18 protein-coding genes are annotated in these 15,101 nt (G+C 66.5%); 13 read left to right on the top strand and 5 right to left on the bottom strand.

The window, feature by feature from the left end; all coding sequences use genetic code 11:
• Nucleotides 1-12: 12 nt before the first annotated feature.
• A complete protein-coding gene (locus FF090_RS17265; protein ID WP_138857907.1) occupies nt 13-954 on the top strand; it encodes a hypothetical protein in 942 nt (313 codons plus the stop codon).
• A 227-nt stretch (nt 955-1,181) separates the two neighbouring features.
• On the opposite strand, the gene FF090_RS17260 is transcribed toward FF090_RS17265, so the two are convergent.
• Nucleotides 1,182-2,036: a ferritin family protein gene (locus FF090_RS17260; RefSeq protein ID WP_138857906.1), complete on the bottom strand. Its 855-nt coding sequence runs from the start codon at nt 2,034-2,036 to the stop codon at nt 1,182-1,184.
• Between the two features lie 53 nt (nt 2,037-2,089).
• Nucleotides 2,090-3,043, bottom strand: a complete 954-nt coding sequence (locus FF090_RS17255; RefSeq protein WP_175423701.1) for a MerR family transcriptional regulator — start codon at nt 3,041-3,043, stop codon at nt 2,090-2,092.
• A gap of 64 nt (nt 3,044-3,107) precedes the next feature.
• On the opposite strand from FF090_RS17255, the gene FF090_RS17250 reads away from it, so the two are divergent.
• Genes FF090_RS17250 through FF090_RS17210 form a run of 9 tightly spaced genes read left to right on the top strand, consistent with a single transcriptional unit; the run spans nt 3,108 to nt 10,550 of the window.
• A complete protein-coding gene (locus tag FF090_RS17250) occupies nt 3,108-3,680 on the top strand; it encodes a glutathione peroxidase (RefSeq protein ID WP_138857904.1) in 573 nt (190 codons plus the stop codon).
• The gene (locus FF090_RS17245; RefSeq protein WP_138857903.1) at nt 3,677-5,095 is read left to right on the top strand and encodes an NAD(P)/FAD-dependent oxidoreductase; all 1,419 of its coding nucleotides are present in this window, start codon (nt 3,677-3,679) and stop codon (nt 5,093-5,095) included. Before FF090_RS17250 ends, FF090_RS17245 begins: the two co-directional genes overlap by 4 nt.
• On the top strand, nt 5,092-5,865 hold the full coding sequence (locus FF090_RS17240) for a DUF1365 domain-containing protein (RefSeq protein WP_138857902.1): 774 nt from the start codon (nt 5,092-5,094) through the stop codon (nt 5,863-5,865). Before FF090_RS17245 ends, FF090_RS17240 begins: the two co-directional genes overlap by 4 nt.
• Nucleotides 5,866-5,882: 17 nt before the next feature.
• Complete coding sequence (locus tag FF090_RS17235) at nt 5,883-7,103, top strand: SAM-dependent methyltransferase (protein WP_138857901.1); 1,221 nt, start codon at nt 5,883-5,885, stop codon at nt 7,101-7,103.
• A complete protein-coding gene (locus FF090_RS17230) occupies nt 7,072-7,611 on the top strand; it encodes a chalcone isomerase family protein (protein ID WP_138857900.1) in 540 nt (179 codons plus the stop codon). Before FF090_RS17235 ends, FF090_RS17230 begins: the two co-directional genes overlap by 32 nt.
• A complete protein-coding gene (locus tag FF090_RS17225; RefSeq protein ID WP_138857899.1) occupies nt 7,608-8,822 on the top strand; it encodes an MFS transporter in 1,215 nt (404 codons plus the stop codon). Before FF090_RS17230 ends, FF090_RS17225 begins: the two co-directional genes overlap by 4 nt.
• Nucleotides 8,819-9,343, top strand: a complete 525-nt coding sequence (locus tag FF090_RS17220; RefSeq protein WP_138857898.1) for a DUF3833 domain-containing protein — start codon at nt 8,819-8,821, stop codon at nt 9,341-9,343. The genes FF090_RS17225 and FF090_RS17220 overlap by 4 nt, the downstream gene beginning before the upstream one ends.
• Entirely contained in the window at nt 9,340-10,125 is a 786-nt protein-coding gene (locus FF090_RS17215) for an SDR family NAD(P)-dependent oxidoreductase (protein ID WP_138857897.1), read from the top strand. Before FF090_RS17220 ends, FF090_RS17215 begins: the two co-directional genes overlap by 4 nt.
• Nucleotides 10,122-10,550, top strand: a complete 429-nt coding sequence (locus FF090_RS17210) for a nuclear transport factor 2 family protein (protein WP_138857896.1) — start codon at nt 10,122-10,124, stop codon at nt 10,548-10,550. The genes FF090_RS17215 and FF090_RS17210 overlap by 4 nt, the downstream gene beginning before the upstream one ends.
• Here the strand turns inward: FF090_RS17210 and FF090_RS17205 are convergent.
• Together FF090_RS17205 and corA are read right to left on the bottom strand one after the other, a co-directional pair.
• The gene (locus FF090_RS17205) at nt 10,525-11,226 is read right to left on the bottom strand and encodes an HAD-IA family hydrolase (protein WP_175423700.1); all 702 of its coding nucleotides are present in this window, start codon (nt 11,224-11,226) and stop codon (nt 10,525-10,527) included. The genes FF090_RS17210 and FF090_RS17205 overlap by 26 nt on opposite strands.
• The gene (gene corA / locus FF090_RS17200; RefSeq protein WP_138857894.1) at nt 11,223-12,197 is read right to left on the bottom strand and encodes a magnesium/cobalt transporter CorA; all 975 of its coding nucleotides are present in this window, start codon (nt 12,195-12,197) and stop codon (nt 11,223-11,225) included. The genes FF090_RS17205 and corA overlap by 4 nt, the downstream gene beginning before the upstream one ends.
• Nucleotides 12,198-12,620: 423 nt before the next feature.
• On the opposite strand from corA, the gene hpf reads away from it, so the two are divergent.
• The 3 genes from hpf (at nt 12,621) to hprK (ending at nt 14,661) form a co-directional block, all read left to right on the top strand.
• A complete protein-coding gene (hpf, locus tag FF090_RS17195) occupies nt 12,621-12,965 on the top strand; it encodes a ribosome hibernation-promoting factor, HPF/YfiA family (RefSeq protein WP_138857893.1) in 345 nt (114 codons plus the stop codon).
• Nucleotides 12,966-13,116: 151 nt separating this feature from the next.
• Nucleotides 13,117-13,587, top strand: coding sequence for a PTS sugar transporter subunit IIA (locus FF090_RS17190; protein WP_138857892.1), 471 nt, complete (start codon nt 13,117-13,119; stop codon nt 13,585-13,587).
• 111 nt (nt 13,588-13,698) lie between these two features.
• Nucleotides 13,699-14,661 carry an HPr(Ser) kinase/phosphatase gene (hprK, locus tag FF090_RS17185; RefSeq protein WP_138857891.1) on the top strand — a complete coding sequence of 321 codons (963 nt, stop codon included), beginning with the start codon at nt 13,699-13,701 and terminating at the stop codon, nt 14,659-14,661.
• On the opposite strand, the gene fur is transcribed toward hprK, so the two are convergent.
• On the bottom strand, nt 14,662-15,087 hold the full coding sequence (fur, locus tag FF090_RS17180; RefSeq protein WP_138857890.1) for a ferric iron uptake transcriptional regulator: 426 nt from the start codon (nt 15,085-15,087) through the stop codon (nt 14,662-14,664).
• Between the last annotated feature and the right edge of the window lie 14 nt (nt 15,088-15,101).

The following is a 15,101-nucleotide window of genomic DNA, read 5'->3' as shown; positions in this document are numbered from 1 at the left end:
AAGGAGAACAAGATGTCGAATGCAAACGTGGCAACGATGCGATTCAAGACCCTGCTGCAGCGCGAGTGGATGCAGCACCGTTGGGGTTGGTTGGCGGTGATGGCGCTGCCCTTGGTAATCGCGCTGCTGTCCATGCCCTTTGGTGGCAACTGGCAGTTCGGGCCTGACGATGAACTGAAGGAAGTCGGGAGTGTTCTCAATCTGGCGCTCAGCAGCAAGCTGGCCGCTGCGGTCTGGGGCTTCAGCACCATGGCCGTTCTGTCGCTGACCCTGCTGGCGATGATGCTGCAGGTATCGGGTCTGGCACGCCGTGATGCGCAGGACCGCTCGCTGGAGTTCTGGACCTCGCTGCCGGGCTCGCACAGCGAGCACATTGGTGCCACCTTGCTGGCGCACTGCCTGTTGGTGCCCCTGGCGGCCATCGGTGTCGGGGTCGCGTCGGGTCTGGTCATCGCCGCTTGCGCGGTCGTCAAGGTCTGGGGCTTCGGGGCGTTGGCTCAGGTGCAATGGATCACCGTGGCCGGCCTGCTACTGCCGGGCTTGGTACGCCTGGTGGTGGGTCTGTCGCTCTTCATGCTGTGGCTTTCGCCCCTGGTGCTGCTGCTGATGGCGGCTTCCGCCTGGCTCAAGCGCTTGGGTGTGCCGGCGGTGGTGGTGGCGGGTGTAGTGCTGGGCAATCTGCCGGCCACCCGTGACTTCGTGCGGCCCTGGCTGAAGGCTCACGCGGAAGGCATGAGCCAAGCCTTCTTCGTCTCGCATCCCCAGCAATGGATGGCGGCAGGCGGTGACGGCAAGGGCATCCGCGGCATGGACCTGGGCCAAATCTGGCAGATCGTCGGCGCTGACATCGGCAACCAGCTTCAGGCCCTGGCCAGCGCGCAGTTCGTGTCCGGGTTGCTGATCGCCGGTCTGTGCTTCGCCGCCCTGGTCTACAAGCGCAAGCACATGATTTAACCCCCCCGAAGCGCCTGCGGCGCCTCCCCCAGGGAGCTGAGTGCGGACTTGGGCAGTCCTGAGGACTGCTCAAGCCTCACGAAGGCCAAGGCCTCTGTGCCTTGGCGCCGCCAGCGGCCCGGCAAAGCCGGTTCCGCGGCGGCTGCTTGATCAAGGCGGCTTGCTCAGGAGACAGCGCACCAATGAAAACGCCCGGCTTGCCGGGCGTTTGTTTTCGGTGCGATAGGTCAGGCTGGGGCCAACGGCGGCGTGCCGACCTTGGCCATCATTTCCTTGCGGAAGCGGTTGAGCTCCTGCACCGAGGCGAAGCTGCGCTCCATCAGCAGGCTCATGTTGTGCAGGATGCGCTCCACCACCTTGTTCTCCCACACGGCGTCGAACTGGATCTGCTTGTCCAGCCAGGCTTCCAGCCAGGCCGGGTCGGGCAGGCGGCTCTGGATGGTGTCGCGAGGGAAGAGCTTGGCGTTCACATGCAGATTGGTGGGGTGCAGGGCCTGCGCGGTGCGGCGGGCGCTGGCCATCAGCACGCCCACCTTGGCAAACGCCGCACGGGCTTCGTCGCCGAAGCGGCTCATGGCCTGCTTCATGTAGCGCAGGTAGGCGCCGCCGTGGCGGGCTTCGTCGCGTGCCAGGGTTTCGTAGATGGCCTTGATGACCGGCTCGGTATGCCACTCGGCGGCACGGCGGTACCAGTGGTTCAGGCGGATTTCGCCGCAGAAGTGCAGCATCAGGGTTTCGAGCGCGGGCGCGGGGTCGAACTCGAAGCGCACTTCGTGCAACTCTTGCTCGGTGGGCACCAGGTCGGGGCGGAAGCGGCGCAGGTACTCCATCAGCACCAGGCTGTGCTTCTGTTCTTCAAAGAACCAGACCGACATGAAGGCGGAGAAGTCGCTGTCGTCGCGGTTGTCGCGCAGGAACATCTCGGTGGCCGGCAGCGCCGCCCACTCGGTGATGGCGTTCATCTTGATGGTCTGGGCCTGCTCGTCGCTGAGCTGGGCGGGGTCGAAGCGGTCCCAGGGGATGTCGCGCTCCATATTCCAGCGCACGGCTTCGAGTTGCTTGAAGAGTTCGGGATACAGCATGGCAGGCCTCGGTTTAGAGCGGGCATTCTAGAAGGGGATGCTGCGGCGCAGCATTACGCGCTGCGCTGCTGACGCCAGTCCTGCACCCAGACGGCCAAGGCCGACAGTTCGGTGCCGATGCGCAGATCGGCCTGGCGCTGCAGGGCAGGGCGGCGCAGTACGGCGGCGCTGCCGCCTAGCCAGAGTTCGCAGCCAGCGGGCAGGCCGGCGCGCAGGGCCTGCAAACCGTCTTCCACCAAGGCGGCGCTGGCGTAGCGAGAAAAGCTCAGGGCCAGGGCGTCGGCGCGGTGGCGTGCGCAGGCCTGGGCCAGTTCGGCGGCCGGGGTTTGCAGGCCCAGCGAGATGCAGTTGCAGCCTTCGGCGGTGAGCAAGGCCTGCACCATCAGCAGGCCCAACCCATGTTCCTCACCCGGCAGGGTGGAAAGCAGCACGCGCGGAGCCGCAGTTTGGGCGCCGCCCAACTGGGCGATGGCGCGGTGCAGCAGCTGCTTGACCAATTCGGAAAACAGATGCTCCTCGTGGATCTGGAGCTCGCCCTGGGCCCATAGCTCGCCCACCCGCCCGACCAGGGGCGCCAGCAACTCGATGACGAAGCCCTTGAGCCCGCGCCGCAGCAATTCGGTCTGCAGCCCCTCCATCAAGTCGTGCGAGCGGTGCTGCTTCAGGGGCTGGAGGTGGGCATCCAGGACGGACAGGTCGGCGCCGGGTAGCTGTTTGCTCGATGCCACCGGCGCCTGCAGCAGTTGCAGTTGTGCCTGCAGCTCGGACTCGGGCAGGGCGACCACGCGATGCGGACGCTGGCCGGCGTCCAGCAAGCGCTTGACCAACCGCAGCCTCTGCACCTGCTCGGCCGGATAGAGGCGCTCGCCCTGGGCGTCGCGGGCGGGCTGCGGAAAGCCATAGCGGCGCTCCCACACCCGCAGCAGGTCTTTGGACAGGCCGGTGTCGCGCTCGACCGCCGCGATGCCCAGGCCGGGCTCGACGTTTTGCATTTTTGTCTTGGACAAATCTTGTTCTTGGTCGGACATCGTGCTTTAATTTACCCACTGACGGCCAATTTGACTAGGACATATGCGCAACAAGCTCTTGAAATCCGGTCTCCTGACCCTGGTGTTGCTGGCCAGCGGGGTGGCGTCAGCGGCTGCTCCTGCCTGTCCAGCGCTGTTGCAGCGCACCCAACCCCGGCTGCAGGACGAGGCGCCGCAGGACCTCTGCCAGTACGCGGGCAAGGTGCTGCTGATCGTCAACACGGCGAGCTACTGCGGTTTCACGCCCCAGTACAAGGCGCTTGAGGCCTTGCATGCGCGCTACGGTGGTCGCGGCTTGGTCGTGATGGGCTTCCCATCCAACGACTTCAACAGCCAAGAGCCCGGCAGCAACAAAGAGATCGCCGCCTTCTGCGAGAACACCTTCAACGTGAAGTTCCCGATGTTCGCGAAGTCGGTGGTCAAGCCCGGGCAGCCGGATACCAACCCGCTGTTCGCGGAGCTGGCCCGCGCCACCGACAGCGTGCCGCGTTGGAACTTCCACAAATATGTGGTCGATCGTCAAGGCCGACCGGTGGATGCCTTCAGCTCCGTCACGTCGCCGGATGCCGACCGGGTGGTGCGTCTGATTGAACGCCTGCTGGCCCAGCAACCATGAGCACCGCGCTGCCGCTTCCCGACCCCGGCCTGGCGCTTTGGCGTGCTGCCCCTGCGGCGGCTGGGCGTGGCCCCGCCGACCACGGCGCGCCGCTGTTGCCCTGGCTGCGCGACAGCGGCAGCCCCCGTGATGGGCGCAGCCCTCGTCGCGTGGCCGTGGTGGGCGCCGGTATCACCGGCCTGGGCGCGGCCTGGGCGCTGCGCCATCGCTGCGAGGTCAGCCTGTTCGAGGCCGACGCGCGCCTGGGCGGCCACGCGCACACGGTGGATCTGGAGCTGGACGGCGTGCGCCATGGCGTGGATACCGGCTTCCTGGTTTTCAACGAACGCACCTATCCCCTGCTGATCGAGCTGTTCCGCCAGCTGGAGGTGCCGCTGGCGGCCAGCGACATGAGCTTCTCGGTGCAGCAACGCACCCAAGGCATCGAGTGGAGCGGCAGCTCGCTGGCCACGGTGTTTGCGCAAGCCCGCAATCTGCTGCGCCCGGCCTTCTTGGGCATGTTGGCCGACCTGCTGCGCTTCAACCGCGAATGCACGGCGCTGGCCCAAGCCGGAGATGACGCCGCACTGGCTGAGAGCGTGGGCGACTTTCTGGCGCGGCGCCGCTTCGGCACGGCTTTTCGCGAGCTCTATCTGCTGCCGATGGTGGCCTGCATCTGGTCCTGCCCGACGCAGCAAATGCTGCAGTTCCCCATCGGCACGCTGATTCGCTTCTGCCACAACCACGGCCTGCTGCAGGTGGCGCAGCGCCCGCAATGGTTCACGGTGCGCGGCGGTTCGCGCGAGTACGTACAGCGCCTCGCCGCCCAATTGCCGCAGGTTCATCAGGCGCAGCCGGCCCTGGGCTTGCAGCGCCGGCCGGAGGGCGGCGTGCTGCTGCGCACGGCAGCGGGTGTGCAGGCTTTCGATGCGGTCATCTTGGCCTGCCACAGCGACCAGGCCTTGGCCTTGCTGGAGCAAGCACGCCCCAGCGAGCAGGCGCTGTTGGGCGCCATTCGTTATCAAAGCAATCGCGCCGTGCTGCACGGCGATGCGACCGTGCTGCCGCAACGCCAGCGCGCCTGGGCGGCCTGGAACTTCGAGGCCGCAGTGACTGACTCTGCAGATCAGCCCGTCTGCCTGCACTACCTCATCAATCGCCTGCAGCCCCTGCCCTGGCAGCGACCGGTGGTGGTCAGCCTCAACCCCTTGCGGGAGCCGCAGGGCATCTGGCGCGAGTTCGAGTACGCGCATCCGGTGTTGGACGCCGGCGCGGTGCGGGCCCAGGCGCGCCTGCCCGAGATCCAAGGTCAGGGCGGCCTGTTCTTTGCCGGGGCCTGGACGCGCTACGGCTTCCATGAAGACGGGCTGCTCTCTGGCCTGCAGGCGGCGCGGGCCTGTGCCGAGCAACTCATGGCCCTGGACGCCAGGCCATGAATGTCACCGCGCCGGTTTGGTTGGGCCAAGGCCCGGTGCGGCACCGCCGCCTGGCGCCGCGTGCGCACGCCTTCAGCTATGCCAGCACTTTTTTCGTGCTGCCGCTGCGAAGGCTGCGCGAGCAACCGGAACCGGCCCTGCCGCGCAATCGCCCGGCCTGGTTCAGCTTCTACGACGCCGACCATGGCGCCGGCGGCCCGGATGCGCTGGCCTGGGTCGAGGCCCTGCTGCAGCGCGAGGGCCTGGCGGAGCAGGTGGACGGCGAGATCTGGCTGCAATGTTTCCCGCGTGTGCTGGGCCACAGCTTCAAGCCGGTGAGCTTTTGGTTTTGCGAGCGCCGTGATGGGCAGAGCGTGGTGGTGCTGGCCGAGGTGCACAACACCTTTGGCGAGCGTCACGTCTATCTGCTGCAGGGGCCGGGCCTGGACAGCGGGGGCGAGCAAGTCGCCCGCAAGGTCTTCCACGTGTCGCCCTTTGCCGAGGTGACCGGCCAGTACCGCTTTCGCTTTCACCGCCGGGGTGGCGCTCAGCCCCAGTGGCTGGCGCGGGTGGATCTGTGGACCGAGCAGGACCAGCCCTTGCTGCAGACCAGCCTGTCCGGCCGGCTGCAGCCGCTGACGCCCGCTGCGTTGCGCCAGGCCTGCCGCGCGCAGCCGCTGCACAGCCTGGCCTTGGTGGCGCGCATTCACTGGCAGGCGCTGCGGCTCTGGCTGAAGCGCGTGCCCTGGTTCAGCAAGCCGGCCCCGCCGGCTCAGGCGCTGAGTCGTTGAACAAGCAAGGAGTCGAGATGGAACAGACCCTCAGCAAGAACCCGGGGCGCGAACTGGCAGCACCGGCCGACGCCCCGTTTGCGGTGCGCACCGTCTTCAAGCTGCTGCAGCGCCTTCAGCATGGCAGCCTGGATCTGCAACTGCCCGACGGCCAGACCCTGCATGTGGGCCAGCCGCTGCAGCCGCGCGCCGCCATGGGCATTCATGACTGGGCGCTGGCCCAGGCCACGCTGAACCGGGGCGACATCGGCTTTGCCGAGAGCTATATCGAGGGCCACTGGAGCAGCCCCGATCTGGCCGCCTTGCTGACCCTGTTCCTGCGCAACCGTGAGGCGCTGGAGTCTGCCATCTACGGCAGTTGGTGGGGCGCCTTGCTCTACCGCATCAAGCACGCGCTGCGGCGCAACAGCAAGAGCGGTAGCCGGCGCAACATCGTGGCCCACTACGACCTGGGCAATGAGTTCTATCGCTTGTGGCTGGACCCAAGCATGAACTACTCCAGCGCGCTCTTCAGCGCACCGGGCCAAAGCCTGGAGCAAGCCCAGCAGGCCAAGATGGCGCGGGCGCTAGCGCAGCTGAATCTGCAGCCCGGTCAGCGCCTGCTGGAGATTGGCTGCGGCTGGGGTGCGGTGGCCGAAAAGGCCGTGCGCGAGTTGGGGGTGCAGCACACCGGCATCACGCTGTCGGACGAACAACTGGCCTATGCGCGGCAGCGTCTGCAGCAGGCCGGGTTGAGTGCCGATTTGCGCCTGCAGGACTACCGCGACCTGGCTGATGCGCCCTACGACGCCGTGGTCTCCATCGAGATGATCGAAGCGGTGGGCGAGGCCTACTGGCCGACCTATTTCCAGACCCTGGCGCGCCAACTCAAGAGCGGCGGTCGGGCCTGTGTGCAAAGCATCGTCATTCGAGATGACCTGTTCGAGCGCTACCGCCGCGGCACCGACTTCATCCAGCAATACATCTTCCCCGGCGGCATGCTGCCCTGCCCCAAGACCTTGCGGGAGCAGGCCGAAGCCGCCGGCCTGAGGCTGGAAACTTCGTTCAGCTTCGGCCCCGATTACGCCGAGACCCTGCGCCGCTGGCGCGCCGACTTCATGGCCCGCGCCGACGAGGTACTGCGCCTGGGCTTTGAGCCGCGTTTCCTGCGCCTGTGGGAGTTCTATCTGGCCTATTGCGAGGCTGCCTTCGAGACCGGCAACACCGATGTCGTGCAAATCACCCTGGTCAAGGCGTGAGGCCCTGGGCGCCGTGTTGCTGGCGGCGTTGAGCCCGGCGGTCAGGTCGCAACCTGCTTTGGAGCCCCTGCCGGAGTGGCCGTTGCGCGCGCAGGCTCGCTTCCGTGTCTTTGGCCTGCACGTGTATGACGCCCGGCTCTACGCGCCCCAGGCCCTGGACGCCCAACGCTGGCCCGAACAGCCCTTTGCCTTGGAGTTGGAGTACGCCCGCGATCTGAAGGGCGAGCGCATCGCGGATCGGTCCTTGGAGGAGATGCAGCGTCAAGGCGAACTGCCGGCTGCACAGGCCCAGGCCTGGCTGGCCGCCATGCGCGCGACTTTCCCCGATGTGCGGGCCGGCGACCGCCTGCGCGGCGTGCACGAGCCCGAGCGCGGGGCGCGCTTCTGGTTCAACGGCAAGCCGCGCGGTGAGCCGCTGGCGGCGGACTTCAGCCGGCGCTTCTTTGGCATCTGGCTGCACCCCGCCACCTCGGCCAGCGACCTGCGGCGCCGCCTGCTCGGCCTATGAACACGGTGCCCTGGCGCTACGGCCTGCTGGGCTTGCCGCTGGCCTTCGTGGCGCTGCCGCTCTACGTCAGCCTGCCCGCGCACTACGCGCGCGAGCACGGCGTGCCCTTGGCCCTGTTGGGCGCCTTGCTTCTGGGAGCGCGCTGCGTGGATGCCCTGGCCGACCCTTGGATCGGCCGGCAAGCTGATCGCTGGCTGCGACCCGGCGCCTGGGCGCGGGTGATGGTGCCGGCGGCCTGCGTGATGGCGGCCAGCTTCGCCGGCCTTTTCATGGCGCCGCGCCTGCCGCTGCCCGGGCTGCTGTTGTGGGCCGGGGTGTGGTTGGTGCTGGGCTATCTGGCCTACAGCGTGCTGGCCGTCAGCCACCAGGCCTGGGGTGCACGCCTGGGTGGCAATGTGGTGCAGCAGACCCGGCTGGTGGCCTGGCGCGAGGGCCTGGGGCTGCTGGGCGTGCTGGCTGCCACGTTGTTGATGAGCCAGGCCGGCTGGGGCTGGACCAGCGCGCTGCTGGCGCTGGCTCTGGTCTTCGGCCTACTGGCGTTGTTCGGTCTGGCGCTGCCCGCACCGCCCCTGGGTTTTCATCGTCCCTGGCGCCTGGCTTGGCGCCAGCCGGCGTTCCGGCGCCTGTTGCTGATCTATGCCATCAACGGCACCGCCGCGGCGATTCCGGCCACCTTGCTGCTGTTCTTCGTGCGCGATCGCCTGCAGGCGCCGCAATGGGAGGCGGCCTTTCTGCTGAGCTACTTCGCCTGCGCGGCCCTGTCCCTGCCGCTGTGGCTGCGGGCGGTGGCACGTTGGGGCCAGGCGCGCAGCTGGGCGCTGGGCATGGCCCTGGCCATCGCGGTGTTCGTGGCGGCAGCGGGTTTGGGCGAGGGCGATGTGGCGGCCTTCCTGCTGATCTGCGCGCTGACCGGCGTGGCCGCTGGCGCGGACCTGGCGCTGCCGGGCGCCATGCTCACGCGGGTGGTGCAGCGCGCCGGTCTTTCCGGCCAAGCCGAGGGCAGTTTCCTGGGTTGGTGGACGGCCACCACCAAGCTCAATCTGGCCCTGGCCGCCGGTCTGGCCCTGCCGCTGTTGCAGGCCCTGGGCTACCGCGAAGGGGCGCGCGATGCAGCCTCGCTACAGGCGCTCTCGCTTTGTTATGCCGTCTTGCCCTGCCTGCTCAAGGCCCTGGCCTTGGGCCTGCTGTGGCGCCACAAGGATTCGCTATGAAACGTCGACTCGCGCTGCTGGCCCCCGCCTTGCTCTTGAGTGCCTGTGCAGGCCCCGATCTACAGAGTTATGCGGCCGAGCAGCCGCGCCTGGACCTGCGTCAGTACTTCAACGGTCCCCTGCTGGGGCATGGCTTGTTCACCGACCGCCAGGGGCGCGTGAAGGCACGCTTTGTGGTGCGCATGCAGGGCCGCTGGCAGGGCGAGCAGGGGGTGTTGGAGGAGGACTTCGAGTACAGCGATGGCCGCAAGGAGCGCCGGGTCTGGCGACTGCGCCATCTGGGCGATGGCCGCTACAGCGGCCAGGCCGATGACGTGGTGGGTGAAGCGCGCGGGCGCTCCGCGGGCAATGCGCTGCAATGGGCCTACACCCTCAAACTGCCGGTGGATGACAAGGTCTACGAGGTGCAGTTCGATGACTGGATGTGGCTGGTGGACGAGCGCGTGATGATCAACAAAGCCCGTATGAGCAAATTCGGCCTCGACCTCGGCGAAGTCACCCTGAGTTTCCAGAAGCTATGAGCCTCAATCCCAAGTTCAAAGACTGGCACGGCAAGACGGTTTGGCTGGTGGGGGCCTCCACCGGCATCGGTGCCGCCCTGGCCCATGCCCTGCATGCCCGCGGGGCCACGGTGGCCGTGAGTGCGCGCGGCGCCGACAAACTGGAGGCCTTCGCCCAAACCCATCCGGGGGCACTGGCCTTGCCTGCTGATGTGTTGGATCGCGACAGCCTCGCCAGTGCCCTGCGCACCCTGGTGGCGCGCACCGGGCGGGTGGATCTGGCGCTGTTTTGCGCCGGTGCCTACACGCCGCTGCGCGCCGATCAATTCGATCTGGCCAGTGCCACCCAGCAGTTGCAAACCAATTACCAAGGCGCGCTCAATTGGCTGGACGTGCTGCTGCCGCAGCTGCTGGGCCAGGCGGAGCGCGGGCAGGGCGGGCACATCAGCCTGGTCAGCAGTGTGGCGGGCTACCGCGGCCTGCCCAAGGCGCTGGGCTATGGGCCGGCCAAGGCGGCGCTGATCCATCTGGCCGAGACCTTGTACCTGGACCTGGCCCCCAAGGGCTTGGGCGTGTCTATCGTCAACCCGGGATTCGTGGCCACGCCCATGACGGCGCAGAACGACTTTCCGATGCCGGCCCTACAGACCCCCGAGCAGGCCGCCGAGGCCATCCTGGAGGGCTGGGCCGATGGGGACTTTGAGATCCACTTCCCCAAGCGCTTCACGCGTTTCGTGAAGTTCCTGCGTCATTTGCCGGCCCGGCCCTATTTCTGGCTGGTGCGCAAGGGCACCCGGCTATGACGCCCGAGGACCCCCGCCTGCGTGCCGTGGTGGCTTTCTACGAGGGGCTGCGGCCCGAGCACCTGCTTCGACTGGGTGAGCTCTATACCGAGCAGGCCTACTTCCGCGACCCCTTCAACGAGGTGCGCGGTCTGGCGGCGGTGCAGCGCATCTTTGCTCACATGTTTGAGCAGCTGGAGGCGCCGCGCTTTGAGGTTCTGGAGGCCTTTGCGGCGCAGGACCAAGCTTTCTTGACCTGGGACTTCCACTTCCTGCGCGGCGGGCAGGCCCAACGCATCCACGGCAGCAGCCATCTGCGCTTTGACGCCAGTGGCCGCGTGGCCTATCACCGCGATTACTGGGATGCGGCCGAGGAACTATGGGAGAAGCTGCCGCTGCTGGGGGGCTTGCTGCGCGCGCTCAAGCGCCGGCTTCGAGCCAGCTGAGGAGCTGCAGCAAGTCGCTGCCCACAAAGGCCGGCTGCGCCGTGCTGTGGCTGGGGCGGGCCGGGTGGCCCGGGCGGTGGATCCAGGCCGAGGGTTGGCCGGCCGCGTGCGCGCCTTCGATGTCCAGGGCCCAGTCGTCGCCCACATGCAGCACCTCGCCCGGAGGTAGGCCCAGTTGTGCGCAGGCCGCGTGGAAGAAGTCGGCATGCGGCTTGCCGCGCCCGAAGTCGCGCGCGGCCAGGCGGCCGCTGAAAAACTCATCGATGCCGATTCGGCCCAGGTCGGCATTGCCATTGGTCAGGGCAAAGAGCGGGTAGCGCGCGGCCAAGCGCTGCAATGCGAGGCGGGCGTCGGGGAAGAGTTCGACCCGGTGGCGCCAGACCAGAAACTCGTCAAAGGCGGCCTGGGCCAGGCTGGAGTCCTCGCCGCTTTGAGCCAGGCACTGGGCGATGGATTGCAGGCGCACCCAGGTGAAATCGTGCGCGCGCTCGGGGAACTCGGCGGCCACCCGATCGCGTTCGCGCTGCAGGGCCGGCACATCAAAGGCCGCCGCCGTGGCTGGGGCGTGCTGCTGTAGCCACTGGTGTAGCTTCGCTTCGGCGCGCGCGATCACGGGGCCGATGGCCCACAGGGTTTCGTCCAGATCCAGGGTCAGCGCCCGGATGGGTGGATTCACCGCAACCAACCTTTGCGCTTGAAGTAGATGAAGGGCGCCGCGACGGACAAGACCATGAGGCCGAGCGCGAAGGGATAGCCCCAGGGCTGCTGCAACTCGGGCATGTGCGCAAAGTTCATGCCGTAGACGCTGGCGATCAAGGTCGGTGGCAGCAAGGCCACCGAGGCCACCGAGAAGATCTTGATGATCTTGTTCTGGTTGATGTTGATGAAACCGACCGTGGCGTCCATCAAGAAGTTGATCTTGTCGAACAGGAAGGCGGTGTGGCTGTCCAGCGAGTCGATGTCGCGCAAGATCTGGCGCGAGTCCTCGAACTGCTCGGCGCTGAGCATGCGGCTGCGCATCATGAAGGACAGCGCGCGGCGCGTGTCCATCACATTGCGGCGGATGCGGCCGTTCAAGTCTTCCTCGCGGGCGATGGCGGTCAGCACCTCGCCGGCCACTTCGTCGTTCACCTGCTCCTTCAGCACCCGGGCGCTGATGTCGTTAAGCGCGTCGTAGATGCCTTCCAGCGCGTCGGCGCTGAACTCGGCGTCGGCGTCGTAGAGCTTGAGCAGCACGTCCTTGGCGTCGTCGATCAGCGCCGGCGTGCGACGCGCGCGCAGGCGCAGCAGACGGAACACCGGCAGGTCTTCCTTGCGGATCGAGAACAGGGTGTTGCGGAACAAGATGAAGGCCACGCGCACGTTGCGCGAGCCGCCCTGCTCGTCCAGACGCAGGAAGTCGGAGCGAATGTGCAGTTGCCCGTCGTCTTCTTCGTAAAAGCGAGCGGACTCTTCCAGGTCATCGTCCACCGCGTCTTCGGGGATGGTGAGACCGAAGTGACTCTGCACCCAGTCCTTGTCCTCGGCCGTCGGGGCTTCCAGATCCACCCAAATGGGCTTGAGGCGCTGCTCCGCGCCTTCCAGATCAAAGGCTTCGGGCGGTAGGCCGGCCAGGCGGCCGGAGTCGAGCGAGTAGATATTGAGCATCGGCGAACAGGGGGGATGCGGGGGCGTCGGGGGTGTGCGGTTTCACCGTCTCACCGACGCGCAGGGCCTGCTACGCCGTGTGGACGGTCACCGAGGGTGATCGCTGTCCAAGGGGGGCTCCGGGGAGGAAAACGGGTCATTATGGCGGCCGATTTGGGTGCTTCCGGCCGTGCAACTGCAAGGCGAAGCGATTTGTTTTTTTGGCTTGCCGACACCGTTTGATGCGGGCACACTGGCTTCGCTACTGGAGTCATGTTGCATCTCGAAGTCACTTCCATGACGACGTGTGTGTCGTCACCACCGGCCTCACCGCAGGCCGGGCTTCGGGTTCGTTCAACCTCTGCCATCCAGTCGCTCTCCCGCGCTGCTGGGCCCCAAGGCCCGCAGCGCGTTTTTGTTTCCGAGCCTTGGAAAGGAAGCCCTATGAACCTGACGATCAGCGGACATCACCTTGAAGTGACGCCGGCACTGCGTGAATACGTGGTAACCAAGCTGGACCGGGTGACCCGCCACTTTGATCAGGTCGTTGATATCAACGTCTTGCTCACCGTGGAGAAGCAAAAGGAAAAGGATCGTCGGCAGCGAGCCGAAATCACCGTCCGGGTCAAGGGACGCGACATTTTTGTTGAACAGTCACACGAGGATCTTTACGCCGCCATCGATCAGTTGATGGACAAGTTGGACCGCCAGGTCTGCCGGCACAAGGAGATGCTGCAGGATCATCATCACGCGTCGGCCAAGCGCCTGGACCTGGGTGCTGCGCCCTGAGCCTGGGGCTTGAACCCCAACGAGGCGGCCTTTGGGCCGCCTTTTTGTTTGGGGAGCCCACTCAAGATGTGGGCCTCAGAACCCGCTTCCTATAATTCCGGCCCTCTTCGGCGCCTATCGGCGCGGAACCCCGACCGCTCTTCCTCACACCATGAACCGACTCGCCGCCATCCTGCCCGCACAAAACGTGCAGGTGGACATCGATGCGACCAGCAAGAAGCGCGTCTTCGAGCAGGCCGGCTTGTTGTTCGAGAACCACCAGGCGGTGTCGCGTGCGGTGGTCACCGACAACCTGTTTGCTCGGGAACGCTTGGGCTCGACAGGTTTGGGTCATGGGGTGGCGATTCCGCATGGGCGGATCAAGGGTCTGAAGAACCCGCTGGCCGCCGTGCTGCGGGTGCAGCAGCCCATCGGTTTTGATGCCCCGGATGATGAGCCGGTCAGCCTGCTCATCGTGCTGCTCGTTCCCGAGGCGGCCACGCAGCGGCATCTGGAAATCCTGTCCGAGATCGCCGAGATGCTGAGCGAGCGCGAACTGCGCGAACGCCTGAAGACCGAGACCGACCCGGCCGTGCTGCATCAGCTCATCAGCCAGTGGCAGCCCGCGCGCTCGGCGGCCTGAAGCAATAGGGTTTCCGGGCTCTCAGCGCTGCGCGTTCCGCGCTGAGCCACCCGCTGCGAAGGCGCCTGCGGCGAGTGGGTGGCCCGTCGCTCACGGCCCGATACTTCGGGCATGAAACCCGTATCGATCAGCGCCGACCGACTCTTCGAAGAACACCGCGAGGCCCTGCGATGGCATTGGGTGGCGGGGCATGCACACCCCGAGCGGCGCTTTGACGAAGCGGCGCTGCGCGAGGCGCAGTCGGCGGCCGATCTGGTGGGTTATCTGAACTACATCCACCCCTATCGGGTGCAGATCGTTGGTTCGCGCGAAGTGGCTTACCTGACCCAGGCCAGCGATGAGGTGCTGGAGCGGCGCGTCTCGCGCATCGTCACCCTGGAGCCTCCCGTGATCATCGTGGCGGATGCTCAGCAGGCGCCGCCCAAGCTGGTGGCCATGTGCGACCGGGCAGACATTCCGCTTTTCACCACCGATGCCTCGGCTGGCTATGTGATCGATGTGGTGCGGACCTATCTGGCCCAGCTGTGCGCCGTGCGCACCACCCGCCATGGGGTGTTGATGGACATCCTCGGCCTGGGCGTGCTGCTGACCGGTGAGTCGGGCCTGGGAAAGAGCGAATTGGGCCTGGAGTTGATCTCGCGCGGTCACGGACTGGTGGCCGACGATGCGGTGGACTTTTTCCGGATCGCGCAGGATGTGATCGTCGGTCGCTGCCCGGAGCTTCTGGCCAACCTGCTCGAAGTGCGCGGCATCGGCCTGCTCGACATCAAGGCCATCTTTGGCGAGACGGCGGTGCGGCGCAAGATGCGCCTCAAGCTCATCGTTCACTTGGTGCGGCGCGAAACCCTGGAGCGCGAGTTTGAGCGCCTGCCCTATGAGCCGCTGTATGAGGATGTGCTGGGGGTGCCGACGCGCAAGGTGGTGATTGCGGTGGACGCCGGCCGCAACCTGGCCGTGTTGGTGGAGGCCGCCGTGCGCAACACCATCCTGCAGCTGCGCGGCATTGACACCTATCAGGAGTTCATCCAACGCCACCAGCGTGCGCTGGAGCGTGGCGAGGAAGAGCCGCTATGACTATTTCTTGTTCGGGCAGTTTTTCTTGATGCAGACGGCGTAGAGCGCCAGCGAGTGCTCCTGCAGCTCAAAGCCGCGCTCCTTGGCAATTGTGTGTTGGCGTTGTTCGATGCGCTCGTCAAAGAATTCCTCGACCAGACCGCAGCTCAGGCAGACCAGATGGTCGTGGTGATGTCCTTCATTGAGCTCGAACACCGCCTTGCCCGACTCGAAATGATTGCGGCTCAACAGGCCGGCTTGCTCAAACTGCGTCAGCACCCGATAGACGGTGGCCAGGCCGATATCGGCATCCTCCGCCAGCAAGGCCTTGTAGACGTCTTCGGCGCTCAGGTGCCGGCGCTCGGAGCGTTGAAAGACCTCCAGCACCTTGATGCGGGGTAGGGTGGCCTTGAGGCCGCTGTTTTTGATCTCTTCGCTGTGCGTCATGGGCTTTGGGGCTT

The sequence above is a fragment of the Inhella inkyongensis genome, assembly GCF_005952805.1.
Classification (GTDB): domain Bacteria; phylum Pseudomonadota; class Gammaproteobacteria; order Burkholderiales; family Burkholderiaceae_C; genus Inhella; species Inhella inkyongensis.
Note: the sequence above shows the minus strand (reverse complement) of the source record. Positions and strands in the feature narration are given on the sequence as shown.

Excerpts from the sequence above, each read along its gene's own strand:
- FF090_RS17245 (WP_138857903.1), top strand. The coding sequence starts at position 3,677 with ATGAGCACCGCGCTGCCGCTTCCCGACCCCGGCCTGGCGCTTTGGCGT.
- FF090_RS17210 (WP_138857896.1), top strand. The coding sequence starts at position 10,122 with ATGACGCCCGAGGACCCCCGCCTGCGTGCCGTGGTGGCTTTCTACGAG.
- FF090_RS17220 (WP_138857898.1), top strand. The coding sequence starts at position 8,819 with ATGAAACGTCGACTCGCGCTGCTGGCCCCCGCCTTGCTCTTGAGTGCC.
- FF090_RS17265 (WP_138857907.1), top strand. The coding sequence starts at position 13 with ATGTCGAATGCAAACGTGGCAACGATGCGATTCAAGACCCTGCTGCAG.
- FF090_RS17215 (WP_138857897.1), top strand. The coding sequence starts at position 9,340 with ATGAGCCTCAATCCCAAGTTCAAAGACTGGCACGGCAAGACGGTTTGG.
- fur (WP_138857890.1), bottom strand. The coding sequence starts at position 15,087 with ATGACGCACAGCGAAGAGATCAAAAACAGCGGCCTCAAGGCCACCCTA.
- FF090_RS17260 (WP_138857906.1), bottom strand. The coding sequence starts at position 2,036 with ATGCTGTATCCCGAACTCTTCAAGCAACTCGAAGCCGTGCGCTGGAAT.
- FF090_RS17230 (WP_138857900.1), top strand. The coding sequence starts at position 7,072 with ATGTCGTGCAAATCACCCTGGTCAAGGCGTGAGGCCCTGGGCGCCGTG.
- hpf (WP_138857893.1), top strand. The coding sequence starts at position 12,621 with ATGAACCTGACGATCAGCGGACATCACCTTGAAGTGACGCCGGCACTG.
- hprK (WP_138857891.1), top strand. The coding sequence starts at position 13,699 with ATGAAACCCGTATCGATCAGCGCCGACCGACTCTTCGAAGAACACCGC.
- corA (WP_138857894.1), bottom strand. The coding sequence starts at position 12,197 with ATGCTCAATATCTACTCGCTCGACTCCGGCCGCCTGGCCGGCCTACCG.
- FF090_RS17190 (WP_138857892.1), top strand. The coding sequence starts at position 13,117 with ATGAACCGACTCGCCGCCATCCTGCCCGCACAAAACGTGCAGGTGGAC.
- FF090_RS17235 (WP_138857901.1), top strand. The coding sequence starts at position 5,883 with ATGGAACAGACCCTCAGCAAGAACCCGGGGCGCGAACTGGCAGCACCG.
- FF090_RS17225 (WP_138857899.1), top strand. The coding sequence starts at position 7,608 with ATGAACACGGTGCCCTGGCGCTACGGCCTGCTGGGCTTGCCGCTGGCC.
- FF090_RS17240 (WP_138857902.1), top strand. The coding sequence starts at position 5,092 with ATGAATGTCACCGCGCCGGTTTGGTTGGGCCAAGGCCCGGTGCGGCAC.
- FF090_RS17250 (WP_138857904.1), top strand. The coding sequence starts at position 3,108 with ATGCGCAACAAGCTCTTGAAATCCGGTCTCCTGACCCTGGTGTTGCTG.